Source organism: Streptomyces sp. NPDC001770 (genome assembly GCF_053596135.1).
Genome location: NZ_JBSFFN010000022.1, coordinates 1 through 24,999 on the forward strand (window position 1 = coordinate 1; position 24,999 = coordinate 24,999).

At 69.9% G+C, this 24,999-nt stretch carries 16 protein-coding genes, 5 pseudogenes and 1 CRISPR repeat array; of the genes and pseudogenes, 16 read left to right on the forward strand and 5 right to left on the reverse strand.

What is annotated here, in order from left to right:
* Both ACWCSV_RS20250 and ACWCSV_RS20255 read left to right on the forward strand, forming a co-directional pair.
* Positions 1 to 472, forward strand: a 472-nt coding sequence (locus ACWCSV_RS20250; protein WP_451144067.1) for a recombinase family protein, incomplete at its 5' end; no start/stop codon positions are given.
* A complete protein-coding gene (locus ACWCSV_RS20255) occupies positions 469 to 1,584 on the forward strand; it encodes a recombinase family protein (RefSeq protein ID WP_451144069.1) in 1,116 nt (371 codons plus the stop codon). The genes ACWCSV_RS20250 and ACWCSV_RS20255, both read left to right, overlap by 4 nt.
* 407 nt (positions 1,585 to 1,991) lie before the next feature.
* On the opposite strand, the pseudogene ACWCSV_RS20260 reads toward ACWCSV_RS20255, so the two are convergent.
* Positions 1,992 to 2,781 (reverse strand): annotated as a pseudogene (locus ACWCSV_RS20260) (IS5 family transposase).
* A 310-nt stretch (positions 2,782 to 3,091) separates the two neighbouring features.
* On the opposite strand from ACWCSV_RS20260, the gene ACWCSV_RS20265 reads away from it, so the two are divergent.
* Positions 3,092 to 3,613, forward strand: a complete 522-nt coding sequence (locus tag ACWCSV_RS20265; protein WP_451144071.1) for an SMI1/KNR4 family protein — start codon at positions 3,092 to 3,094, stop codon at positions 3,611 to 3,613.
* 58 nt (positions 3,614 to 3,671) lie between these two features.
* On the opposite strand, the gene ACWCSV_RS20270 is transcribed toward ACWCSV_RS20265, so the two are convergent.
* Complete coding sequence (locus ACWCSV_RS20270) at positions 3,672 to 3,980, reverse strand: hypothetical protein (protein ID WP_451144073.1); 309 nt, start codon at positions 3,978 to 3,980, stop codon at positions 3,672 to 3,674.
* A gap of 137 nt (positions 3,981 to 4,117) precedes the next feature.
* On the opposite strand from ACWCSV_RS20270, the pseudogene ACWCSV_RS20275 reads away from it, so the two are divergent.
* Positions 4,118 to 5,209 (forward strand): annotated as a pseudogene (locus ACWCSV_RS20275) (ISAzo13 family transposase); the annotation flags it as partial.
* A gap of 384 nt (positions 5,210 to 5,593) precedes the next feature.
* Positions 5,594 to 5,701, forward strand: a pseudogene (locus tag ACWCSV_RS20280) (IS5 family transposase); the annotation flags it as partial.
* A gap of 112 nt (positions 5,702 to 5,813) precedes the next feature.
* Here ACWCSV_RS20280 and ACWCSV_RS20285 read toward each other — a convergent pair.
* A pseudogene (locus ACWCSV_RS20285) lies at positions 5,814 to 6,367 on the reverse strand (NrfD/PsrC family molybdoenzyme membrane anchor subunit); the annotation flags it as partial.
* On the opposite strand from ACWCSV_RS20285, the pseudogene ACWCSV_RS20290 reads away from it, so the two are divergent.
* The 9 genes and pseudogenes from ACWCSV_RS20290 to cas2e form a co-directional block, all read left to right on the forward strand.
* Positions 6,363 to 7,103, forward strand: a pseudogene (locus tag ACWCSV_RS20290) (PP2C family protein-serine/threonine phosphatase); the annotation flags it as partial. The pseudogenes ACWCSV_RS20285 and ACWCSV_RS20290 overlap by 5 nt on opposite strands.
* 805 nt (positions 7,104 to 7,908) lie before the next feature.
* The gene (cas3, locus tag ACWCSV_RS20295) at positions 7,909 to 10,797 is read left to right on the forward strand and encodes a CRISPR-associated helicase Cas3' (protein ID WP_451144075.1); all 2,889 of its coding nucleotides are present in this window, start codon (positions 7,909 to 7,911) and stop codon (positions 10,795 to 10,797) included.
* 157 nt (positions 10,798 to 10,954) lie between these two features.
* Positions 10,955 to 12,565, forward strand: coding sequence for a type I-E CRISPR-associated protein Cse1/CasA (gene casA / locus ACWCSV_RS20300; protein WP_451144077.1), 1,611 nt, complete (start codon positions 10,955 to 10,957; stop codon positions 12,563 to 12,565).
* The gene (gene casB, locus ACWCSV_RS20305) at positions 12,562 to 13,323 is read left to right on the forward strand and encodes a type I-E CRISPR-associated protein Cse2/CasB (RefSeq protein WP_451144079.1); all 762 of its coding nucleotides are present in this window, start codon (positions 12,562 to 12,564) and stop codon (positions 13,321 to 13,323) included. Before casA ends, casB begins: the two co-directional genes overlap by 4 nt.
* A 54-nt stretch (positions 13,324 to 13,377) precedes the next feature.
* On the forward strand, positions 13,378 to 14,559 hold the full coding sequence (cas7e, locus tag ACWCSV_RS20310) for a type I-E CRISPR-associated protein Cas7/Cse4/CasC (protein WP_451144081.1): 1,182 nt from the start codon (positions 13,378 to 13,380) through the stop codon (positions 14,557 to 14,559).
* On the forward strand, positions 14,556 to 15,428 hold the full coding sequence (cas5e, locus tag ACWCSV_RS20315) for a type I-E CRISPR-associated protein Cas5/CasD (protein ID WP_451144083.1): 873 nt from the start codon (positions 14,556 to 14,558) through the stop codon (positions 15,426 to 15,428). The genes cas7e and cas5e overlap by 4 nt, the downstream gene beginning before the upstream one ends.
* Positions 15,425 to 16,087: a type I-E CRISPR-associated protein Cas6/Cse3/CasE gene (gene cas6e, locus ACWCSV_RS20320; RefSeq protein WP_451144085.1), complete on the forward strand. Its 663-nt coding sequence runs from the start codon at positions 15,425 to 15,427 to the stop codon at positions 16,085 to 16,087. Before cas5e ends, cas6e begins: the two co-directional genes overlap by 4 nt.
* 71 nt (positions 16,088 to 16,158) lie before the next feature.
* Positions 16,159 to 17,076: a type I-E CRISPR-associated endonuclease Cas1e gene (gene cas1e, locus ACWCSV_RS20325; protein WP_451144249.1), complete on the forward strand. Its 918-nt coding sequence runs from the start codon at positions 16,159 to 16,161 to the stop codon at positions 17,074 to 17,076.
* A gap of 40 nt (positions 17,077 to 17,116) precedes the next feature.
* Positions 17,117 to 17,428 carry a type I-E CRISPR-associated endoribonuclease Cas2e gene (gene cas2e / locus ACWCSV_RS20330; RefSeq protein ID WP_451144087.1) on the forward strand — a complete coding sequence of 104 codons (312 nt, stop codon included), beginning with the start codon at positions 17,117 to 17,119 and terminating at the stop codon, positions 17,426 to 17,428.
* 18 nt (positions 17,429 to 17,446) lie between these two features.
* Positions 17,447 to 19,245: a CRISPR direct-repeat array (repeat unit 29 nt; unit sequence GTCCTCTCCGCGCGAGCGGAGGTGAGCCG).
* Positions 19,246 to 19,796: 551 nt separating this feature from the next.
* On the opposite strand, the gene ACWCSV_RS20335 is transcribed toward cas2e, so the two are convergent.
* Together ACWCSV_RS20335 and ACWCSV_RS20340 are read right to left on the reverse strand one after the other, a co-directional pair.
* The gene (locus ACWCSV_RS20335) at positions 19,797 to 21,209 is read right to left on the reverse strand and encodes a protein kinase domain-containing protein (protein WP_451144089.1); all 1,413 of its coding nucleotides are present in this window, start codon (positions 21,207 to 21,209) and stop codon (positions 19,797 to 19,799) included.
* A 401-nt stretch (positions 21,210 to 21,610) separates the two neighbouring features.
* Complete coding sequence (locus tag ACWCSV_RS20340) at positions 21,611 to 22,717, reverse strand: Gfo/Idh/MocA family protein (RefSeq protein ID WP_451144091.1); 1,107 nt, start codon at positions 22,715 to 22,717, stop codon at positions 21,611 to 21,613.
* A gap of 400 nt (positions 22,718 to 23,117) precedes the next feature.
* Between ACWCSV_RS20340 and ACWCSV_RS20345 the strand changes: the two genes are divergently transcribed.
* Together ACWCSV_RS20345 and ACWCSV_RS20350 are read left to right on the forward strand one after the other, a co-directional pair.
* Complete coding sequence (locus tag ACWCSV_RS20345; RefSeq protein WP_451144093.1) at positions 23,118 to 23,558, forward strand: ATP-binding protein; 441 nt, start codon at positions 23,118 to 23,120, stop codon at positions 23,556 to 23,558.
* A gap of 393 nt (positions 23,559 to 23,951) precedes the next feature.
* Positions 23,952 to 24,884, forward strand: a complete 933-nt coding sequence (locus tag ACWCSV_RS20350) for a hypothetical protein (protein ID WP_451144095.1) — start codon at positions 23,952 to 23,954, stop codon at positions 24,882 to 24,884.
* Positions 24,885 to 24,999: the final 115 nt, after the last annotated feature.

The window sequence follows — 24,999 nt, forward strand, 5'->3', positions numbered from 1 at the left end:
TCGCGCACCACCGGAGCCATACGTGTCCGCAGCACCCCTCTGGGACGACTTCGTAGTACCCGGACACGCCCGCAACGGCCGCATGGCCCTGAACCTGTACGACGAACTGTCGGCGTTCGTGCCTCAGCGCCCCGGCGCCTATCTGCGAATCTCGTCCGACCGCTTCGGCCTCGAAGCCGGCGTCGACCGGCAGCACGAGGACGCCGAGGACACCCGTGCGCGGCTGGGGTGGCGATCGTTCGCCCAGATTTACAAAGAGAACGACACCTCCGCCTTCAAAAAGCGCAAGGTCATCCGCTCTGACGGCACTGTCGACTGGGTAGTTGTCCGCCCGGAGTTCCGTCGGCTCCTCGCCGACCTGGCAGCCGGCGTGATCGACGGCGTTATCTTCTACGACTCGACCGACTCGTGCGCCAGCCTCGCGACCTCGAAGACCTCATCGACGTCATCGAATACGTACAGCGGCCGGTGATCGGCGCCACCGGCATTCGCATGAACCTCATCAACGACAGCGACCGCCACATGGCCCGCATGCTCTGCGTCATGGCCCTCAAGTCCTCCGAGGACACCGGCCGCCGCGTCGCCCGCATGCACCTCTCGACCGCTCAGGACGGGAAGATCCAGGGCCGCATCGCCTACGGATGGGTCCGCAAAGGGCCGAACAAAGGAAAACGAATCCCGGAGGAGTCAGCCCGCGTCGCCTGGATATACGAGCAGTGTCTCTCAGGAGAAAGCGGCCATGCCATCGCCACCACGCTCAACACCAAAGACGTTCCCTCCCCTGCGGGAACCCGGTGGTCATCGGTGATGGTGAACAAGATGCTACGCAACCCGCGCTACGCCGGAATGGTTTCGTACGGCGGCAAACACCGTGTTGGCTCGGCGCACACGTACGACGGCTGGTCGCTTGTCCTGTTCGACGATGACGGTCATCCACTCCTCGGCAACTGGGAGCAGATCGTCACGCCTAAAGACTGGCCCCAGACCCAGTTCGAACTTCAACTCTGCAGCCAGAAGAGCGGCATGCTGGCTGGGCGCCGCACCGGGCCCATAGTCGTGCGCCACGAACTCTCCGGGATCCTCACCTGTGGCCGCTGCTCGCGGGGTCTAGTAGGGAACACAGTAAAGAAGTCAGGGAACCGGTACTACCGATGCCCCGCTCCCGCTAACGGCGGATGCGGAAAAGTGAACATCTCCGCCGAGATCTGCGAACGGGCAATTGCTAAGGCTATGACTACTTACTTGGAGCGGCTCCTAAGGTCAGCCGTCGAACCGGAAGAAGCCTTGGACCCTAATCAGCTGGCCGAGAATCGGGCCCGCCTGCATGCAGCCGTGTCAAGGAAGAAGGACCTTATGCAGCGTTGGAACACCGGCCGGCTGAAGTCTGCTGGCCTGACCGAGGAAGACTTCTATGAACTGCTGGGGACAACCAATCGAGAGATTGAAAAAAAGCGACGCGCGATGACCATGAGTAGCCAAAAGAGTCCCCCCCCGAAACATACCGAACGACCTCGCACACACATGGCGCTCTGGAAGCATCTCTCAACGACGTGCCGTCATGAAGCGATTCCTCCATGGCGTTGAAGTTCGCCCTGGAAAAGCCTCCTCCGAAAATTTCGAAGAAGAGATACTCGCTCGACTGCATCCCGTATGGAAAGCCCCTGAGGAAGTTTCACCTTCGCCAGCGTCTGCATAGCTGATCGAATGCTTCAATCAATCAATGCAACAACCCGGCGCAGAGCTTGCACTGTTCGAAGGGTCTCCGTTTCCCCCACCTGGGGGGCGCCAGAAATGAACTCTTCAACCCAACGACACAGAAGCAGCTCATTCGACCTGCTCACATCCTCGCCATCGTCCTGTACCGCAAGCTTCCCACTGAACAGATCCGCTCGCACGCCATCTCCAAGTTCGGCGAATTTATCAGCAGGAAGTCTTCCTCGCTTTTTCGACTTGGTCGCGCCGGACACTCGCGCTAAGAGCTGGTAACACGATCATGGTCGGGTCTTTTTGAGGCGTCGGTAGCAGATGAGGCTGCAGGCGAGGGAGACGAAGGCGTCGTGGAGTTCGGTGCGGCGTTCCCAGCGGACGGCGAGTCGTTTGAAGTGGTGGAGGAGAGCGAAGGCCTGCTCGACGACGTATCGGAGCTTGCCGATTCCTTTGATGTTCGGTGATCCCTTGCGGGAGATGACGGGGAGGATTCGTCGGCGGCGGAGCTCGTCGCGGTGGGGGTTGGAGTCGTAGCCTTTGTCGCCGAGCAGTGCGTCTGGTCGTCGGCGGGGCCGGCCGGGTCGGCCCGCGACGGGGGGATGCCGTCGATCAGGGCCAGGGTCTGGGTGACGTCGTTGACGTTGGCCGCGGTCGTGATGACCTTGAGCGGGGTGCCGCGTCCGTCGCAGATCAGGTGGTGTTTGCTGCCCGTCTTCCGCCGGTCGACCGGCGACGGACCGGTGTCGACTCCCCCTTTTTCGCGCGGATGTGGGAACCGTCCACACACGCACGTGACCAGTCGAGTTCGCCGGCCGCGTTCAGCTCTGCGAGCAGGACCCGGTGCAACTGGTCGAAGCCCCCTGCCTTCTGCCACAGGTCCAGCCGGCGCCAGCAGGTCTGTCCCGAGCCGAACCCGAGCTCCAGGGGCAGGAGTTGCCAGGCTATGTCGTTGTAGAGGACGAACAGGATGCCCTGGAGGCAGAGCCGATCCGACACCGGCCTCGGCCCCGGCGACCGCTCCGGCCAGGGCGGCAGCAACGGCTCGACCAGAGCCCACAACTCATCGTCCACGATCCACGGTCGGGTACCCACACCCTCACGAACGGCCGAATCATCACACCGGTAACGGCCTACCAGGACGATTCAGAAAGATCGTGTTACGAGCTCTTAGGCTGGAACATCCGCATCATGGACGACCCTGCAGATACGGAAGCACGAAAGACCGCTATGAGAGGAGACTCCATGTTCAAAGAGACACGGCATCACGAGCTTCGAGGGTCCGAGCAGCGCTCGGAAGTGTGTCCCGCGGCCACGGCCGGCTACTGGCAGTCCAGACGAACCTGGTCGGTGTCCACCCCGAACGGGCGCCTACGGAGGAGTGGGCATGACGGGGAATGACGCGTTCGGGGAGGCATGGACGCGGCTTACGGAGTGGCTGGCCGTGATGGCCCCAGGGAGTCTGGCCGCAGTACGGCCAGCTGTTGCCAGAGAGGATCTCCCACAGGAACTGAGCGAGTTGTACGCACATTGTGACGGCACGCTCCCCACCGAGGCAGGCCGGTTCTTGGTATCCGGGTGCGGTCTCCTCGGCGTAGATGAGGCGCTGGCGCCGCGTGCGCGCTTGGTGTCCCTGGTGGACGGACCGGATGTGGAGGCCGACTGGTGGCGTCTGGACTGGATCCCGTGGGCGGCGAACCACGACGGTGCGAGCTGCCTCTTCGTTGACACCGGGCCAGGCCCGGGCCGGGGCAGCGTCGGCTACTTTTTCAAGGAGACAGGCGGGGAGGCGCAGCTTTGGCCCTCGCTCACCGCGTTCCTTGTGGCCTTGGCCGACGCCCTGGAGGAGGGCACGCCGTTCTTCGGCGAGACGCCGGTCGTGCACGGCGACGCACTCGGCTGGGGTTGAGGGTGGGGTCGGCCCCCGGAGAGTGTCTCCGGGGACCGACCCGCTCACTGCGGCCCTGCTATGGCGTCATGGTGCATCGCACCAGCGGCGCCTTGGCGGTGCATCCGTCGAATCCGGGGATGTCGACCCAGTAGGAGTCGGAGTCGAGCAGGCGGAAGTACGAGGCGAAGCCGGCGAAGCGGTTCATGGAACCGCCGTTCTGCCACTGTGACATCGAGGAGCGGCCGCAGACCTCCTTGAAGGTGGGAAGCGGATACCGGTCATCGTCGTACAACTTCCACGTTCCCTGCTGCACCCGGGTGGCGTACGTCTGCACGCAGGCGTCGCCCGACCCGACCGGGTTACGGCCGTTCATCGCACTGGGCATTCCGGCGGACTGGTAGGTCGAGGCGAACGCATACTCGTCGCAGGACTTGACGTCGTCGCCACCCGATCCGACCAGTTCCGGCAGGAGTGTCGTGTCGTCGTGGTACTGGTACGAGCTGGGACAGATAACGTCCCGACTACAGGAACGCCGGGCACGAATGGCAGCGCGCAGGGCAGCCCGTGAAGGTCAAGACGCACGACTTCCCCGGCCAGGCCGAGAAGGCGATTCCGTACGGAATCTACGACATGACGGCGAACACCGGCTGGGTCAGCATCGGCACCGATCACGACACGGCGGCGTTCGCTGTCGCCTCGATCCGCCGCTGGTGGCAGGCGGTCGGCCGGCACGACTACCCCGGCGCCCGCCGGCTGCTGATCACCGCTGACGGTGGCGGCTCCAACGGTTACCGCACCCGCGGCTGGAAGACCCAGCTCGCCGATCTCGCCGCCGAGACCAGACTTGAGATCACGGTGTGTCACCTGCCGCCCGGCATCTCGAAGTGGAACAAGATCGAGCACCGGCTGTTCTCCCGCATCACCATGAACTGGCGAGGCAGGCCCCTGACCAGCCACGAAGTCATGCTCCAGACCATCGCCGCGACCACCAGCCGCACCGGCCTCACCGTCCAGGCCGAACTCGACAGCGGCGAGTACCCCACCGGCATCCGCGTCAGCGACGACGAGATCGCCGCCCTGCCCATCACCCGCCACCGCTTCCACGGCGACTGGAACTACACCCTCCACCCCCAGCGCCCGACGGACACGGCGACCACTACCAGCACACAGGGCGAGGCCCAGGCGGACGGACCGGCCCGCCTCACGCGGCGTTCGCTACAGGACCCGGAACTGACCGGGATGCCCCGCAGGCAGCTCAACGAACTCATCGACGTGCTGACTCCAGCGATGGAGATTCAACGCGAGCAAGTGCTCCGCACCCGCAGAGGCCACGAACGCCTGGTGGCTCCTGACACAGGAGCCAAACCCAAGCTCACCTCAGCCGACCGGGTCCTGGCCACCGTGCTCCACCTGCGAAAACTCGCGACCAAGGACCTCCTGGGCCAGCTCTTCAATACCACCGCCATGACCATCAGCCGCGCAGCGAAAGACGTCCGCCCGCTCCTGGAAGCCCACGGAGTTCACATCTCTGCCTCGACCGCCCGCTTCCGCACACCGACTGACATCGCGAGATTCCTCGAACTCGACAAAAGCAAGATCAAACCGACGTGTTGATTCCCGGCAAGCCCTTATTTTGCTGCACGCCGATCCGCAGGTCCGGGGCATCTCTTCGCAGCCGTTCTGGCTGCGCCGGCATGACTGCGTCGACGCGACGAGTATCTACACCGTCGGCACCATACTCATCAGCTCACCGTGCGCCGCCCGCTCCGGAACGTGGCGGCGGGGGGCGGGCCGTCCCGGGCCGGACGCAAATGTCATCGCTCGTCCTCTCCGCGTGCGCGGAGAGGATCCGCTGCTGATGCCGGTGCTGGTGTCGGCTGCCGGTTCACCACCGCTCAAGCGGAGGTGAACCGTCCACGATCCTGGTGGTGTGCGCGTCCTGGGGCCGTGTTTCAGAACTGGGGCCCGTGGCCCGCGTCGTGCTGTGATGATCTCGGTGTGGGGCGAGGGGACCTTTCGAATGAACAGTGGGCGGTGCTGGGGCCGTTGTTGCCGTTGATTGACGGGATCCGCTGGCGGGCGCGGACCGGGGCCCCGTGGCGGGAGGCGGGCACGGAGGTGCCGGGTGAGCCGCTCTGCCGCGGCCCACAGCCGGGCCGAGACTTGCTTGTCGGACGCGGTGCGCGCGGCCGGCGGATCAGCCTCCCGTCTCGCCGTCCTACGCCGCTTTCCGCCGTACGAGACGCTCGCGCCGGGGCAGCACGGTGTACCGGGGATTCTCGGCGGAGGCGACTCCGGCCGCGAAGATCCCGAAACGGGTACAGGCGGACCCGGCCAGCAGGGCGCAGCCGCCGAGAGCCGCCAGGGGCTTCGCGGCGCGCCCGGGTCGCGCGGAGGCGAGCGCGCCGACGGCGCCGGCGACCGTGAGCGCCCGGGCCGTCCGGAGCAGCATCCCGGCGCCCTGCCCTCCTGCCAGGTCTCCGCGACCGGGCCGAGGCGGCGTTCGGCGGCGGCGCTCGTCGCCAGGTCGGCGGCTGCGGCGAGCACCGTGGCGGCGCGGGCGGGGCCGGTCTCCCGTGTCGGTCCGAGGACGAGGGCCATGCCGGAGGCGGCTGCCGTGGCGGACGCCGCGAACAGGTAGGGCAGTTCGCGGTGCGCCCCGTGCCAGGCCGGTACGGCGGTGTCGGCGGCGAGGACGGCGGTGTACGTGGCCCCCGCGGGTCCGGTCAGTGCGGCGGCGGCCGTGGCGGCGGCTCCGGTACGCGGGCTTCGTTCCACCGCGACCGTCATGCAACGGCAGATTCTCCGACCCCTGCCACTGCGTACCACCGACGCGCTGGTCGACGGCCTGTACGAGCCACTGCAGGAGGACCGGCTCGTGGGAGGGGACGTGTACGACGCCGTCGAGACAGCCTGGGGGACGCGGCTCCTCATCGGCGACGTACAGGGCAAAGGCCTCTCGGGGGTCGGCACCGCCTTCGCCGTCATCGGTTCGTTCCGGGAGGCCGCACACCGGGAGTCCGATCTGACCGCACTCGTCGTGGCCATGGACTCGTCCGTCGCTCTGCACAACCGGTATGCGCTACAAGCCGGCGAACAGGAGCGGTTCGTCACCGCCCTGATCATCTCCATCGACGGCGGTACAGAGGCCCGGGTGGTGAACTGCGGGCACATTCCCCCGCACCTGCTGAAGGACGGCACCGTCTCCGCCCCGGTGCTCGATACCGGCCTCCCCCTCGGCCTCGCCGCCCTGTCCGACGAGCCGGTGGCCGTCGGAAGTTTCCCGTTCCCCGACGACGCGACACTCTTCCTCACCACGGACGGCGTCACGGAGACCCGGGCGAGCGACGGCTCCTTCTACCCGTTGGAGCACCGACTGGCCGATCCGGCTGTCTCGCCCGCCGAAAACGCACCCCGCGTCCTGTACGAGAACACCCGCGCCTTCGCCGGCTCGACGGGGCCGCACGACGACGTCGCGATCCTCACCGTGCGCCGCGAGCCCCGGTAGGCACATCTTCGGCCGAGGCCGGAGCGAGAGGCACCAGGGGTGCTGAACCTGGCGAAGGCGCGTGGTGGGCGGTCAGCGGTCAGCCCGCTCCCCCGCAGTGACGCAGGCGGCGCAAGCACCCTCCGGAGGTTCTGGGGAGACCCGCGCTCAGACCGCCGGCGCCGAAGGGGATCGAGGACCGCTGAGGCTGAACCCGGCTGAACCCGCCACTCCGCACCGTCACGGACCGCCTGTCCGCGCAGGGCGTCCGCCCGCGCCCGGCGAGAGACGGCCCGGGGCGGTGAGATCCCGGATGTCCCAGCCAGCGCCGGTCATCGCATCCGCGTACTTTTTGCTGCGGTCGCGGTGGGCGGCGAGCACCAGAAGGTGAGTGGGGCGTGTCGCCCCGACGAAGACGAGCTGCACGGCGGCCTGGACACTCTTCAGTTCCCGCAGCGGGTCGCTCCCTTCGCCCCGGCCTCTAGGCACTACACGAATGTGCGTGCTCGGTCACCTCCTTCCGCGTTGCCGGTTCACCTCCGCTCGCGCGGAGAGCACGGCACCGATGTCCGCCTGGCCGACCCCACCTACGGTTCACCTCTGCTCGCGCGGAGAGCACCGGCGCTGCGCCGCGATCTGCTCCTCCGCCGCCGGTTCACCTCCGCTCGCGCGGAGAGCACTTCGCGACCTGCTCTTATCTGATGGCTTTGCAATTTCTTTGCCGAGCTTCGTCGCCCATGCCAATCGCCCCCGTTGTCGTCGCGCAGCGAGTGTAAGGCTCAGCCCTCATATCGGTGACCGGTTGGGCTATTTGGGGTGGTTGTCAGTGCGGGGTGCTATCCCTGTGCTCATGCTTAAGCGCGACGGGGCGGGGGCCTCGGGGGACTGTGTGGTGGATGTCCGGCTGTGGGGGAAGGAGCACGGGCTGTCCCGGCCGTACCCGGTGATGTGTCATCTCCTCGACACCGGAGCGGTGTTCCAGGAGCTGTGGGACGTTGTTCTGGGCGAGGAGACCAAGGCTTCCATCGCGGACGCGCTCGGCCTGCCCGTGGCGGAGGCACGCACCGTGGTGTCGTTCTGGGCCGGGTTGCACGACCTCGGCAAGATCACTCCCCCGTTCCAGGCGCAGGTTCCCGCCTGCTACACGCCAGTGCGTGACGACCCCGCGTACGTCAGCGCGCCGGGCGCCGAGGCCGAGAAGAGCTTCCGCCACGAGGTCGCGTCTCACTGGGCGCTGAACGAGCTCTTCCAGGCGGCGAAGTACCCCAGCGAAGCGCGGGTACTCCGCAGGTCGGTGAGTCATCAGATCGCGCAGTTGCTGGGTGGCCATCATGGCCTGTTCGGCGCGGTACTGAAGGCGAAGGAAGCAGCCCGGGCCGAGGCGTACAACCCCGGCCTGGGCAACCAGGGTTGGTCCGACCAGCGACGTGCCCACTTCGACGAACTGCGGCAGGTAATGGGCGCGTTCGCGGTTCCTCAGGGCGAGTTACCCGCAGGACTGGCTGTGGTGGTGTCCGGGCTGGTCGTGGTGGCGGACTGGCTGGCGAGTCAGACGTCCGTGATCGAGCCGCGGATCCCCGCCGTCGGATGGTCGGGCACGCCGGCGGAGGTCGATGCCCACTGGCAGGGTGCGGTGGCGGTGGCTCCTGGGCTGGTGCGGGCGGCGCGACTGGGCCGGGCGCGGTTCTCCGCCGGGGAGTTCGGTGCGATGTTCCCGTTCGCTCCCAACAGCTTGCAGCGGGATCTTGTGGAGCATCTTCCCGCTCTGGTCGGGGAGCACGGTTCCGGTCTGGTGCTGGTGACGGCTCCGACGGGTGACGGGAAGACGGAGGCGGCGTTGTTCGCGGCCTCGTTGCTGGGGCGGGCAGCGGGCGCTCGGGGCGTGTACTTCGCGCTGCCCACGATGGGTACGGCGGACGCGATGCTGCCCCGCGTGGAGGCCTTCGCCTCCCGGGCCTTGTCCGGGGAGCGGGCGCTGATGTTGCTGCACTCCATGGCGTGGCTGAGTTCCCCGGGCGGCGGGGACGGGACGGCCGTGTTCGACACCACGCCCGGTGAGGGGACGGTGAGTGCCGGGCACCGAACGGCGGTTGAGGCCGACGGGTGGCTGCGGGGGCGGAAGCGCGGGCTGCTCGCCCCGTTGGGCGTGGGGACGATCGATCAGGCTCTGAGTGCGGTGCTGCCGTTGCGGTACAACGCGTTGCGGCTGTTCGGGCTGTCGGACAAGGTGTTCGTGGTCGACGAGGCGCATGCGTACGGCCCGTGGATGCATCAGCTCCTCGTCCGCCTGCTGGAGTGGCTGGGGGCGCTGGGTGCGCCGGTCGTCCTGCTGTCGGCCACGCTGACGGGCCGCTCGGCCGGGTCGCTGGTGGACGCCTACCGGCGGGGTGCCGGATTCCGTGAGCCGTCGCGCATGGTGCCGAGGTATCCGGGCTGGCTTTTCGTGAGCGGCACCTCCGGGGTGGTGTCGCCGGCGCGGGGTACCGCGAGCAACCGGGTCCGGACGCTGAAGGTGTCGCACCGGCCGGTGGTGTGGGACACCGCGGAGTCGGCCGGTGCGCCCGTGCGCGAGGGCGGCCGACGGGCGGTGCTGCGAGAGGTGCTGGCGCCGGTCGCCGCCGAGGGTGGTACGGCGCTGGTGTGCTGCACGACGGTGGCCGAGGCGCAGCAGACGTACCGGGATGTGTGCGCGGCGTTCCCGGAGCTTGCCGGGCAGCCGGGTGGGGTGAGGTTGCTGCATTCACGTTACCCGGCGGATGTGCGGGCGGCGATCACCGCGGCCTGTGAGGCGGCGTACGGGAAGCCGGGCGAGGTGACGGTGTCGGTGCGTCCGGGTTCGGTACTGGTGGCGACGCAGGTGGTGGAGCAGTCCCTGGACTTCGATTTCGACCTCGTGGTGAGTGATCTGGCGCCGCTGGCACAGTTGTTGCAGCGTGCCGGGCGCGCACGAAGGCACCGGCGCGGGCTCCTCGGCCGGCCGGCGTGGGCGGCTGCGGAGGACGAGCCCGAGTTGGTGGTGCTCGATCCGCCGGTCGTGTCCGAGATGGCCCCGCCCCGCTCGTGGGGGTCGGTCTACGACACCGGGTTACTCGTGCGCACGTCACGGATCCTGGAGAAGCGCGCCTCGGCCGGTATTGCGGTACCGGGCGACGTGCAGCGGCTGGTGGACGAGGTGTACGAGGAGGACTTCGTCGACGAGTTCCAGAAGGCGGTTCGTGCGGAGTTGGCGCGTCTGGATGACGATCGGCTTGCGGACGAGGCAGCCGAGCGGCATCTGGCGACGTGGGCGAGTATCTGTGCCCCGGCGGACGTGAAGGGTGATCTCAGCAAGCTGTCGGTGCGGGAGGCGGGGGTGACGGAGGAGTTGCTGACCACACGCCTCGGTGCCGACACCGGCCGGGTGCTCTGCCTGTACGAGCAGGCGGACGGAACAGCCACTCTCGACCCCGAGGGCACGGTGCCGGTCCCCGCCGGCGGCCATTTCGGTCTCGCGGCCGCGGAGTTGGCGGCTGTCGCGCGGCGAGTGGCGCCGGTTCCGGGGCGGTGGCTGCGGGGCGGCGAGCCCGAGGCGACGGTTCCGAAGAAGTGGGGGACGCACCCCTCGCTCCGCGACCTCGCCGTACTGCGTATGAGCCCCACCGGAGACGGGGCGTGGGCATGCCGCCATGGGCGCTTCACCCTCTCGATATCCGAGGTCGGCCTCGAAGCCGAGTGATCTTCACGTTCTGCTCACTCCACTCTCACACCTCCGCTACTTTTCAAGTGCGCCGTCCCCGGGCCGGGTTGGTGACCTCTTGCTGCCGTCGCGCAAGCCGAGGCCCTCCCGCCGGCTCCTCTCTCCAGCGTTGCCCGAATGACGACAGGACATCTCCATGCCGACCGGCACGTTCGACCTGATCGACCAACCCTGCGTCCCCGTACGCTGGAAACCCGAGGCCAGATCCAGCGGCACGGCCGCCCTCCGGGACCTGGTGGGGCTGCGTGAACTCCTGCTGCGCAGCCACGACATCGAGTCCCTTGCCGTCCCGGACGCGCCCGCGCACGCCGCGTTGCTGCGCATCCTCTACGCGCTCACCGCGCGGGTCGCCGGTCTGACCGAGCAGGGTGCCGGGGGCGACTGGGACGAACGCCGCTTGGACGTCCTCGACTGCGGCCGGCTCCCGTCCGGCGGAATCGACGCGTACTTCGAGGAGTTCAAGGACCGGTTCTTCCTGTTCGCGCCGGGCGGGCGTCCCTGGATGCAGGATCCTCGTCTGGCGGAGCAGTGCGACGCCTCGAACACCGCCGGGGTCAACAAGCTGATCGTCACTCGCCCCTCGGGCAACAACCACTCCTGGTTCCGGCACGACACCGATACCGCCCCCGAACCGCCCTCCGCACCCGAGGCCTTCCTCAGCCTGCTGGTGTGGCACTACTACGGGCCGTCCGGGCGCTGTTCGTCCCGCGAGGTGAACGGGTTGAAGACCGCGAGCGCCACCGCCGGTCCGCTGCGGACCGCCCTGTCCTACCACCCCGAAGGCACCTCGCTCTTCGAGACGCTGCTCGCCGGCCTCGTACCGCCGGAGGACACCGTGAACGGCGCGGAGGACCTGTGCCCGTGGGAGCAGGACGACCTGCCGGACCCGGACCACCCGGTGCGGGAATCGCGAGGGCCACGCTCGCGGCACACCGGCCGCTCGCAGCACGCCCTGCTCCTGCTACCGGACGGGGACAGCACCCATGTGCGGGACGCGTTCATCACCTGGGCGTACCGGGGTGAGCGGTTGCCGCGCGAGGACGACTACCTGATCTGGCAGACCAGCCAGCAGGGCAACCGCTACCCGCGCCCGGCCGACGCGGCGCGGGCTCTGTGGCGTGACCTGGACGCGCTGCTGCTCCAGCATCCACCGGCCGGCAGCGCGCACCCGCAGCAGCCCCGGGTCTTCCGTTCGGCGGTCGAAGTCTCCGAGGACCTTCGGGTGCGGGCGCTCGGCTTCGACCAGGAGGGGCAGGCCAAGGACACCCAGTTCGTCGACGCCAGCACCCCGGCCGTCCTCGGATACGCCGAGGACAACGACCCCAGCACCGTCCCCGCCGTCGGCCGCCTGCGCCAGTTCGGCGAGCTGTACGGGCGCCGTCTCGACCGGGCGGTCAAGCGCGCCTGGGCCGCCTACGTCAGGGACGCCAAGGCCGACGGCGGGGCGTGGGGGGCGGAGGCCGCGGCCCGGTACTGGCCGCGCGCCGAGGCGGAGTTCTGGGCGCGCTTCCGCCTCCTGGACCGCACCGGCGAGGTAGCCGACGGCGGTTTCGATCCGGCGGCGACCCGCCGGGCGTTCCTGCGCCTGGCCGAGGACGCCTACGACACCGTGACCCGGCCCGTCACCCGTACCCTGCGCGGCGCGAAGGCCGTCTCGGAGGCCCGCATCGACCTCTACGGCGGCACCCCGAAGAAGGCGGCGGCCGTGCCCGGCCCCCGGACGAACCTCAAGGAGCCCACCCCATGACCACCACTCCCCCGCCCCCCGCACAGGACGCCGTCAGCCCGCCGTCAGCGGCAGGCGGCTTCCCGCAGCAGAAGAGCACGTCGCGGGCGCGTAGCCCGCGTGCGTTCACCGACTGGGTGTCCCAGGTCAGCCGTGACGACCCCGGTGCGCGCAGCGCTCTGCGCAGCGGGCTGCGGAAGGACCTCGACTCTGTGCGGCGCATGCACCGCCTGGTGGCACCGTGGCTGCCGGAGGGACGCTCGGAGGACGTGGAGCGGGCATACTACGCGGTCGCCGCGATGATCGCCTCCCAGTCCCGCAGCGCCCTCGCGGCACCGGACACGGAGAAGAGCACGGACGACGACCCGGCACACACCGACGGCGAGCAGACGCCCGCCACAAGCGTGCGGCGGCGTCGGGTCAGTCTCGGAACGGCGTTCGCGACCGCGGTCACCGAGGGGCCGGGCAGGGAGAAGGAGATGCGAGCGGGGACAGCGGAGAGCCGCCTCAACCTCCTCACCCGCCAAAGCGTCAACGGCCTGCACCGGCACCTGCCCGCCTCCGTCGGATACCTGCGCTCGCTCGATGTCGACGTCGACTGGGCACAGCTCCTCGACGACCTCTCCCACTGGCGCAGGAACTCGGGGCGGAGCTCGCGCACCTGGCTCCAGGACTTCTACCGCCTGCGGGCCAGGGACGCCGCGCAACGGGCCGACGAAGCGGACGAGAAGGAACTCGCAGCGAATGCGGGGCCGGCTACGGCCCCCGCGTCCCTCTGACCTCGAACCAGCACCCATCCCACGCACGTAACCGTACGAAGGAGTCACACCCTCATGGCCATGGCCTCCCGCTTCATCGACATCCACATCGTCCAGAGCGTCCCGTTCGCCAACCTGAACCGGGACGACACGAATTCCGTGAAGACGGTCCAGTACGGGAACGTGCTGCGGACCCGGGTCAGCAGCCAGTCCTGGAAGCGGGCCACCCGGGGTGAGTTCGAGGCCCACGTCGGCCAGGTAGCGCTGCGTACCCGGCGGATCGGCGAGCGCGTCACCCGCCTCCTCGCCGAGGGCCGGGGATGGCCGGAGCCGCTCGCGGAGAAGGCGGGCGCGCACGCGGCGGCAGCCAGCAGCATCAAGTTCGAACTCGCCAAGGACCCGAAGGACCTCAAGCAGACCGTCCCCAACAAGGTCCTCACCAACGCGATGGTGTACGTCCCCGAGACCGCGGTGGCCGAACTCGCCGACCTGGCCGAGGAGTACCGCGAGGTGCTGGAAGCGGCGAAGGACATAAAGAAGCCCGCCGACAAGAGCGCCCTGCCCGCCGACCGGGTCGAGGCCATCCTGCGTTCCCGCAACGGGGTCATCAACCTCTTCGGCCGGATGCTCGCCGAGGTCGACAACGCCGGGGTCGACGGCGCCGTCCAGGTCGCCCACGCGCTGACCACGCACGAGACCGATGTCGAACTCGACTACTTCTCCGCCGTCGACGACGTCACCTCGACCTGGGGCGACCAGACCGGCAGCGGCCACATGGGCCACACCGAGTTCAGCGCCGGCACCTTCTACCGGTACGCCACCATCGACCTGCGCGACCTCGCCCGCAACATCGGCGACGACCCCACCGAACTCCGCGAACTCACCGCCGCGTTCCTCAGCGCGTTCATCCTCTCCCTGCCCCAGGCGAAGAAGAACTCCACCGCGCCCCACACCATCCCCGACCTCGTCCACATCTCCGTACGTACCGACCGGCCACTGTCCTACGCCGCCGCGTTCGAGAGCCCCGTCGCCGCAGCCGGGCAGGGCGGCTTCTCCGCCCCCTCCCGCACCACCCTGTCCGACTACGCCGCAGCCGCGAACCGGCTCATCGGCACCATCGGCATCCTCACCTCCGGCTGGGCCGGCGTCGACGCCAAGGACCTCGACGCTCTCGGCACCCACCACACCGGCTTCGACGCCCTCATCGAAGCCACTCTCGACAGCGCGCTGGCCGCACCCGCCGGAGACGCGGCATGACCACCACCCCGCTCCCCGACGCGGAGCCGGGTTTGCTGCTCCGTCTGACCGGGCCCCTGCAGTCCTGGGGCCTGCACTCCCACTTCAACGAACGCGACACCGCCGCATTTCCCACCCGGTCCGGCGTCCTCGGTATGCTCGCCTCCGCCCTCGGCCGCCACCGCGACCACCCCCTCGACGACCTCACCGCGCTCAACCTGACGGTGCGCACCGACCGGCCCGGGGTGCTGCTGCGCGATCTGCACACCGTCGGCGGCGGCCTGCCCGCGAAGGAGACGGTGACCACCGCCGAGGGCAAGAAGCGCCCCGGGGACACGGGCACGCTCCTCACCCACCGCTCCTACCTGGCCGACGCCGCGTTCACCGTCGCCCTCACCACCCCTCAGGCAACCGCCAAGAACCACGCGCTCCTCGACCGGTGCGCGCAGGCCCTGCGTTCTCCCCGGTGGTCGCTGCACCTCGGCCGCCGCTCCTGCCCACCCGAGGGCCCCGTGCTCGTCGGGCAGAGCGACGACGCCCTGCACCACCTCATCCACCTGCCGCTCGCCGCCCGCCCCAACCGGAACCGGGATGACGAACAGGAGGGCCAGGCAGTGGAGTTCCTCGCCGACCAACCCTTGACCCACCTGCCCTCCCCCACCTACATGGTCAGTACCACTCACGAAGACGGCACCCGCCCCTCCAGCGAGCTCAACGACCAGCCCGTCAGCTACCACCCGAGTCGCCGCTCCTACCGTGCCCGTCCGCTCTACCGGCGCACCCTGCTCCTGCCGCACTCCCAGTTCGCCGGACTCGGAGCACGCCAGCTCGATGCCCTGCGCGACTACCTCGACACCCGGCTCCACACCCCCGAAGGGAGCCGGCGATGACGCTCTGGCTCACCCGCCTCGTCCCCGACACCCGCTCCCCGGAGGCCCGGCGCGACCTCGGCGACCCCGTCGGCATGCACCGCCGCTTCATGAGCCTCTTCCCCTCCGACGCCGGCCCCGACCCCCGCGCCCGGTTCGGCGTCCTCTTCCGCACCGAGGACACCCCCGCCGGGCCGCACCTGCTCCTCCAGTCCACCCACGAGCCCGACACCGACCGTCTCCCCGACGGCTACGGCACCACTCTCAGCCGCCCCCTCGACGCACTGATCGACGCGATCCGCCCCGGACTCACCGTCCGTTACCGGTGCGTCGCCAGTCCTGTCCGCAAACCCGGCGCCACCACCCGAGCCCTCTACAACCTCCCGCCCGTCGTCCCCCTCACCGGTACGGCGGCAGACGAGTGGTGGCTGCGCCAGGCCGACCAGAGCGGCCTCAAACCTCTCACCCACCACGCCCAGCCCCTGGACGCCGTCCGGGGCGAACGCCGCCCCGCCGGGGCTGCCCCGCAGCGCATTCGCCACGCCCGTACCCAGTTCGACGGCACCGCCGCCATCATCGACACCGACCTGCTCCGTGCCGCGATCCTGGGCGGCATCGGGCGCGGCAAGTCGTACGGCTGCGGACTTCTGAGCATCGCCCCCGCGAGGCAGCCCCAGTGACCCCACGCCCCGCTTCCAAGCCGCTCACGGGGGCCAACGCCCGGCGCAAACTCGCCGCGCCCACGGTCGCGATGCTCCCGCGCGTCGCCGACTCGCTGTCCTTCCTCTACCTCGACATCGTCCGCATCCACCAGGACGACACCGGAGTCTGCGCCGAAGTCACCAGCGAACAGCACGGCACCGACACCGTCTACCTCCCCACCGCAGCCCTCTCCTGTGTGCTGCTCGGACCGGGCACCTCCATCACCGCACGCGCCCTGGCCACCTTCGCCCGCAACGGCACCACCGTCGTCACCACCGGATCAGGAGGCGTGCGCTGCTACTCCGCGGCCGTCCCCGAATCCCTCACCACCCTCTGGCTCGAACGCCAGACCCGCGCCTGGACCGACGACACCCGCCGCCTCGCCATCGCCCAGGCCATGTATGAACTCCGCTTCGGCGACGGCACCGCGACCGAAGGCACCAACCTCGACAAACTCCGCGGCATGGAAGGCCAACGCGTCAAGACCCTCTACCAGCTCCTCGCCCGCCAGTACAAGATCGGCCGCTTCCGCCGCTCCTACGACCCCGACTCCTGGGACAGCCAGGACCCCGTCAACCTCGCCCTGTCCTCCGCCAACAGATGCCTCTACGGCATCGTCCACGCAGCCATCACAGCCCTCGGCTGCTCCCCCGCCCTCGGCTTCGTCCACAACGGCAACCAACAGGCCTTCGTCTACGACATCGCCGACCTCTACAAAGCCGAACTCACCATCCCCCTCGCCTTCTCCCTCCACGCCTCCACCAACCCCGAGGCCGAAGCACGCCGCTCCTTCCGCCACGAACTACGCCTCTTCCAGCTCCTCCCCCGCATTGTCACCGACATCCAGCAACTCCTAGACCCCACCCACACCTACGAATGCCCCGACCCCGAAGAACAGCTCGTCGACCTCTGGGACCCCGTCGTCGGCTCCGTCCCCGCCGGTATCAACCACGGGAAAACACCATGACCCGGACCCGCGCCAGCACACCGGAAAGGCGCGGCCGCCGATGTCCTCGATGATCGTCATCACGGCCACCGCAGTCCCCGACCACCTGCGCGGCGCCCTCACCCGCTGGCTCCTCGAAGTCACCCCCGAGCTCTACGTAGGCACCGTCTCCGCCAAGGTCCGCGACGAACTCTGGGCCGCCGTCGCCGCCAGCATCGACGACGGCATCGCCACCCTCGCCCACCCCGCCGACAACGAACAAGGCTTCACACTCAAGACAGCAGGAACCCGCCGCCGCGAACCCGTCGACTTCGACGGACTCACCCTCATCGCCTTCCGCAGAGAAGGTCAAGAAATGGCAAACCCCCTCTAACGCCCCAGGTCAGAAAGGGTCCTCTCCGCGCGAGCGGAGGTGAGCCGTCGTGGGTTCGGGCCTGCTTACTCATGCTGCTGTCCTCTCCGCGCGAGCGGAGGTGAGCCGTGGCAGGAGCGCCTGGAGGACGGAAACTCGGAGTCCTCTCCGCGCGAGCGGAGGTGAGCCGTTCTGCGTCTCCTCCGGGGATGACGCCATCGAGTCCTCTCCGCGCGAGCGGAGGTGAGCCGCCCGGTCGTGTCCTGCCCCTGAAGGGTGAGCAGTCCTCTCCGCGCGAGCGGAGGTGAGCCGTTCGCCTGCCCGTTGGCGCGCGAGCCGGAGGAGTCCTCTCCGCGCGAGCGGAGGTGAGCCAGCAATCCTCGTAGTGGGCGGTGGTGCCGCCCTGTCCTCTCCGCGCGAGCGGAGGTGAGCCGGTGCCCACGGTCATGATGTTCTGCGTCAGCCGGTCCTCTCCGCGCGAGCGGAGGTGAGCCGTGCCCCTCAGGGGCGACGGCCCACCCTTCGACGTCCTCTCCGCGCGAGCGGAGGTGAGCCGTCGGTGGCGTTCGGCTGCGTCCACGCGTCGAGGTCCTCTCCGCGCGAGCGGAGGTGAGCCGTTGTCGGGGGGTTTCGTCATGCCCTGGTACGCGTCCTCTCCGCGCGAGCGGAGGTGAGCCGCTTGCGCCGGCCGCCATCGCCAACGTGATCAAGTCCTCTCCGCGCGAGCGGAGGTGAGCCAGACGAGGCCGCGTGGCTGCGCGCTCAGATGACTGTCCTCTCCGCGCGAGCGGAGGTGAGCCGTTGGGGAGGGGATCACCCTCGCCCAACCCGAGGTCCTCTCCGCGCGAGCGGAGGTGAGCCGTCGTACGCGCACGTACAAATCCCGCCCTCGTAGTCCTCTCCGCGCGAGCGGAGGTGAGCCGTGCTCGTGGCTCACGCACCAGTCGGTCACGGCGTCCTCTCCGCGCGAGCGGAGGTGAGCCGCTTGCGCCGGCCGCCATCGCCAACGTGATCAAGTCCTCTCCGCGCGAGCGGAGGTGAGCCGAAGTACAGGCGCATCAAGGAGTGGCCGCCGCCGTCCTCTCCGCGCGAGCGGAGGTGAGCCGTCCGGCTGAGCCGATCTACCTGTGCGGCATCTGTCCTCTCCGCGCGAGCGGAGGTGAGCCGCAGCCGTAGACGAAGCAGCGAACGGCACGGCTGTCCTCTCCGCGCGAGCGGAGGTGAGCCGCCAGCCATCGCGGCCAGGATGAAGACGGCTCTGTCCTCTCCGCGCGAGCGGAGGTGAGCCGGCCCGCGAGGAGGCCGCGGAGCACGACCGGATGTCCTCTCCGCGCGAGCGGAGGTGAGCCGATGCACGACGCGGGCCCAGCGCTAGCCGCGGTGTCCTCTCCGCGCGAGCGGAGGTGAGCCGGGCGTGGGGCGGCTGCGTCGCCGCCGCCGGCAGTCCTCTCCGCGCGAGCGGAGGTGAGCCGTTGATCCGCGAGGTTGTGGCGCAGCTCCCGAAGTCCTCTCCGCGCGAGCGGAGGTGAGCCGTCGCCCGGCTGGATCTTGGACATGTCGGTGCGGTCCTCTCCGCGCGAGCGGAGGTGAGCCGTGGTCCCTCGGAGCCCGCACTTCGGCCACCGCGTCCTCTCCGCGCGAGCGGAGGTGAGCCGCTCGACATCGTTCGCCGGGTGCGGGCATTCCTGTCCTCTCCGCGCGAGCGGAGGTGAGCCGAAGGCTGAGGCGTCCGGGACGTCTACGGAGAAGTCCTCTCCGCGCGAGCGGAGGTGAGCCGCGGACGTCGTTGATGTCGACGTCACCGCGGACGTCCTCTCCGCGCGAGCGGAGGTGAAGTCGACGCGCATGATCATCAGTATCCCGTGCGGGCGGGGGATTCCGGCCTGGGGTCCCGGCCTCGCCACATCGCTCATTCCGCGGAGGGCGTCCGGTGACGGCAGGATCGCGCACCACCGGAGCCATACGTGTCCGCAGCACCCCTCTGGGACGACTTCGTAGTACCCGGACACGCCCGCAACGGCCGCATGGCCCTGAACCGTGGCGTCACCGCAGAGGGGGTACGGGCGGCGAGCTCCGGCGGCCGGTCCCTCCACGACGCGGCCCCGGCCCGGGCGGCCCGGCGCACCGTGGTGGGCTGCTCGCGCAGCTGCTCCAGGCGCACCGTCAGCAGGTGCTGGGCGACGCGGTTCGGACTGCGGTGGAGACTTCCGTCGCGGCGGTGACGGCGACTTCGGCGGTGGGGTCGCGCTGGAACCAACCGTCGAGATCGAGCACTCCGACCGGCCGACGGGCTTGGGCTTCGACGCGGCCCCGCCCGTGATGGGCACCGGCCGCCGGCTGACGGCACGGGCGCCGTCCCGGTGCGTTCCCCGGCCGATGCGGACCTTCGCTACGAGCGAGGTCCACACTTGGGCGAGGCGCAGGCGGAGTTGCCCCGACGGGGCTTTTCCGCCGTGCCCTTCTTCGCCTTCTTGTCCTTGCCCGGCGGTACGTCCGGGGCGTCGGGTGCCGCGCCCCGCTCCGCCTTGGCGACAGGACCGGTCGAACTCGCCGGCTCCGGCCGCGCACTCCCGGAAGTGTCCGGCTGTGCGCCGGAGGCGATGTCCGGGCGCGGGGAGAGCGCTGCCGGGGATGTTCCCCGCGCCCCCGTCTCAGGGGTGGCGGTGCCCGTCCTGCCCGCGTCGGGGTCACCGGCCCGCTTTTCCCCGGGGGTGTGGGACGCGGTGGAGGCGCTGCGGCCCTCGCCGGGCGGGGTCGAGGCGTCGGTGGTGGCGAAGGCGGTCACCGTTATGGCGGCCAGCGCGACGGACGCCCCGGCGAGCAGGAGCCGTCCCCGCGCGGGCAGCGCCCGGCGCGTGGGCACCGCCCCGGCCGGCGCAGGGCTCCGGTGCGTGTGCTCCGTCGTGCGCGGCGCGCCCTGGCCGGGCGCGACGAGGCTCGTGGCGCTCGCCGCCGGCACGAGAGCCGTGCGGTCCTTGTCGGCCAGCGCGGTCAGGACGAGGGCGCACTCGCCGGCCGTGGGCCGGTCCTGCTCGTCCAGGCTGGTCATGTCCCGTATCAGCGAGGCCAGTCGGTCGGGCAGGCCGGGAGGCAGCACGGGTGACCGGTGCAGCCGCGCGATCGCGGCCTCCAGGGGGATTCCGTCGTACTCCAGCCTGCCGGTGAGGCATTCGAGGAGCACCAGGCCGAGCGCGTACACGTCGGCGGCCCGGCCGACGGGGCGGCCGAGTACCTGCTCCGGGGCGAGATAGGCGGCGGTGCCGATGAGGGTGCCGACGGTGGTGCGGGAGGCGTCGTCCAGCATCCGGGAGATGCCGAAGTCGATGAGGTGCGGGCGGCGGGTGGCGTCCAGGACGATGTTGGACGGCTTGACGTCGCGGTGGACGATGCCGACTTCGTGCGCGTGGTCCAGCGCCCGGGCGACGCCCGCGCCGAGGGCGGCGGTCGCGGCGGGGAGCAGCGGCCCTTCGGCGATGCGCTTGAGCAGGTTGTCGCCCTCGATCAACCGCATGACCAGGAAGGAGCGTCCGTCGTGCTGTCCGGTGTCGTAGGCGGTGACGAGGCCTGGGTGGTCCAGTCGGGCCAGCATGACGGCCTCGTTGTGCAGGCTCTCCTCGAAGTCGACGCCGGCATCCTGCCGGAAGACCTTGACCGCCACCGGCCGCCGGAGCCGCAGGTCGAACCCGCGGTGCACGTGCGCCGCGCCGCCCGAGCCGAGGAGTCCGTCCAGGCGGTACCGGCCGCCCACGACCTCGGCGGTACACAGGGACGCGGCGTTCTGCGCGAAGTCCCGAAGCCTCATTCCCTCTCCCACTGTGTCGAGGGCGGGTGCCCTGGCCCAGCCGTTCCCGGCGCGGCCTCGGGACGCGGGTACCCCCCGTGTGGCGGGTGTACCCCTGCGATGATGATCTGCAGCCCCTGATCGGCCCCGGAGACACCGGATCGGTGGGCGTGGTTGGGCATCACTGTCTGCGTTCCAGCGATCGGTGCTGGGTAAGTGCACGTCTCGGTCGCATGTCCTCGCTGTTCCGGCCGCAAGGAGACTCGCCCGCCCTCCGGCCGCATCCACCAGCGGGTACACCCGTCCCGTGGACCCCGGACGCATCGGCATCTGGAGCCTGGCCTTCACCCACGGGTACTCCGGGTCGTCACGTGGACGGGCGCGGGGTGCCGCGTGATCAGGTTCCCGGCCTGGGGTGCGGGTCAGACAGCCCAGGGCGCGGCAAGTTCGGCGAACGTCGCCAGGCTCTCGGCGGACGCGCGGACGGTCTGTTCCACGCCGGGGATGTGTACGCGTGCCGAGGGGCCTTCACCCTCGCGGCTGAGCCATCGTTCGTCGATCGGGCGGGGGGCGGGCGAGGTGTTGATGTGTTCGAGGACCCGGGTGAAGGCGCCGCAGGCGTCGATGCCGCTCTGGAGGGGCGTTCCGTCGTCCAGGTGGGCGAGGAGGTTCACCAGTGGGGAGGTGCGACCGTACTGTTCGGGCCTGCCGTCCAGCACCAGGAGGTCGCGCGTGTAGTGGAGTTCCGCTCTGCCCCGGCTTCCGTGGACGACGACGACCGGTTCCTCGGGGCTCCCGGCGGCGAGAGTGACCGCGACGGTGATCACGGTGTCGTTCCGGGTTCTCAGCCGGAGGCAGGAGGTGTCGTCGACCTGGATGTCACGGACCCGCAGGAGTTCTGTCTCCAGGGTGGTGATGTCGTTCCAGCCGGTGCTGCCGTCCTGGGCCAGGGCCGTGGCCACGGCATGTGCGAACGGGTTGGTGAGCGCGCCGTCCGCCACCGGCACGCCGTCGAGTTCGCGTCGGCCCGCCCACGCCGCCCGCTGGTAGTAGGAGGTGTCGCGGGACCACGCGCCGTAACAGCCGATGCCCCGGATCTCTCCGAGCCCGCCCGCGGCGATGAGTTCGGCGAGCCGGGTGCAGGCCGCGGAGCCGAGACTCTGGAAGCCGACCTGGCAGCTGACCGCGTTGTCCTGGGCGAGCGTCCTGATCGCCCGCCATTCGGCGGCGCTCGGAGCGGGCGGCTTTTCGAGCAGCAGGTGGCAGCCGGCCTCCAGTACCTGCCGGCTCAGGGGCAGGTGGGTGTGGATGGGCGTGGCGACGACGGCCACGTCGGGCCGGGTCGCGGCGAGGAGGCGGTCGAGACGGGTGTCGAAGGGCCGTCCGGCGAAGCGTGCGTCCGCGTCCAGGGGCCGCAGATCGCAAACCCCCACGAGACGGACGAGCCCTCGTCCTTCGAGTTCCTCGATCTCACGCAGGTACGTGGCACCGTACCCCGACGCGCCTGCGAGCACGACGGTCCAGGTCACCTGGGCCTCCTTCCTTCGACGGAGACTGCGGCCAGGACCAGCAGTCCGGGGAGGACCGGTGCGAAAGCCGGCACCTCGAAAACGACGACGCCCAGTATGACGACGCCGGTATCACCATGGCGCCGGCCGGCATCAGGCTGCCCTTCCAGTCGCGCGGCACCGACCCGGCGGCGCTGTCCGGAGCTGTTCGCCGGAGCGAGGCCGGCCGCCACCGCGCCGCGCCGCGCAGCGGATGCCGACGAGCACGCCGCACACCAGGGCGAGAGGGGGCAGGAAGCCGATGGGCCTGCCCCAGGAACCCCGGTCACCCCGCAACCCCGTGGCGCGAGTCCGCTTGACGGAACGGTCGGCCGGGCCGGGTGGGGGTAGACGGATGGGAAAGACCGAAGAAGGGGGAGCAATGACGAAGGACACCTCGCTGCGCGCGATGGGATGGGCTCAGACGTTTCCGGTGTCGCAAGGCGTGCGGGCCGGCCGTCTATGGACGCGGGAGCGCCTTGGGTCCCTGGAGTGGACCAGGAACGCGCCCGAGACGGTGGACGCGATCCTGCTCAGCGTTTCCGAACTGGTGACCAACGCACACGTGCACGCGCACAGTGACGCCCAGCTCGTCCTGACCTGGGACAGCCACTGCCTCCATGTGAGTGTGCACGACTCCGACCCCCTTCCCCCTACGAAGAAGGCAGAAGATCTCACGAGGGCCGGAGGGCGCGGAATGGTACTGGTCGACGCACTCTCCGACGGCTGGGCCACCCATCCGCAGACGTCCGGCAAGACCGTCACCGCGTGCTTCGTACCTCCTGGCGCTCCAAAGCCTCGTCATGGCGGAGAAGTCAGCTGAACGAGGGGAGAAGTCAGCTGGATTCGAGGCACGAGCGGTCCGCCGCCGAGGCGGACCGGCGCCTGTACTCCTGGGCATCACCTCGGCTCCGGCCTCCCCCGTCTCCCTGGGTGTCGTCGCGTGACCTGGACGCGCGAGAGGGACGCGCATGAGCGGGACGCGCGTGGGTACCCGGTGCAGGTGTTTCCGCAGGTGCCCCGCTCCTGCTGACGCCCTCTTCACCGCCACCCGACGGACAAGGACGCCCACTCGATGAGACACCCCCGCTTCAGAGCCCTGCTCGGTGCATCGATCGTTCTGCTGTTATCCGTGGCAGGCGCGGCCACCCCCGCCTCCGCGACTCCGGGAAGCACTGCGGCTCGGGCCTCGGCCCCGCCGGGGCCGAGCTCCACAGTGCTGCCGATCACGTGGCACGCCGACATGGCCGTGGACGCCGTGCACCACAGGCTCTACATCGCCGACATCGTCACCAGTTCGGTGCTGGTCACCGACTTCGACGGCACGGTCCTCAAGACCCTCACCGACAAGCCCGGCGCGGCGGACCTCGCCCTGTCCCCCGACTCCCGCACGCTGTACGTCGCTTTGAGCGGCGGCGACGCGATATCCGCGGTCGACACCGCCACCTACCGGGAGAGGTCCCGCTACGGCACGGGCGCCGGTACCGCTCCCCGGCGCGTGGCTCTCGTCGGCGACACACTGTGGTTCAGCTACGGAGCCGACTGGGACACGAACATCGGCTCCCTCTCCCTGAGCGGCGCCGCACCGGAGGTGCGTCTCGCACAGGTGCCGGAGAGCACCTGGGGCGGCCCGCCCATGCTGCTCTCCTCGCCGTCCGCGCCCGGCATACTCGTCGCCGCCGAGCAGTACATGTCGTCGTCCACGGTGACGGTGTACGACGTCACCTCGGGCAGGGCCGTCGTGAGGACGACCCAGGACAACCCGGGCGGAATCGGCAGCATATGGGACCTGGCGTTCAGCCCGGACGCGGGCACGCTCTTCGTCGTCGGGGGCGCCCCGTACAACCATCTGGCCTTCCGGCTGCGCGACCTCGCCCTGGTGCACGCGTACCCCACGACCACCTACCCGACGGCGGCTTCGGTCTCGGTCACCGGCGAGATCGCCGCGGGCGTCGACAACGCCTACGGCCAGGACATCTACCTCTTCCGGCCCGGCGCCGACACACCGTCCCGGGTCATCGACCTGGACCCGGGCACCGGGTCGGAACTCCGGCCGCACGGTCTCATCTGGTCCCCGGACGGCTCCCGGCTGTTCGCACTGACCCGCGACGACCCCGCGACCCTGGTACTGCACGTGATCCCCACGTGAGCCCGCCGGCGGGCCGGGGCCCCTGCTCGTGCGACCCCGGCCCGCCGTCAGCTCCGCCCCTCCCGGATCGGGTGCGCCTCCGCTCCCCGCGAGGACCGGGCGCACGAACGTCGGG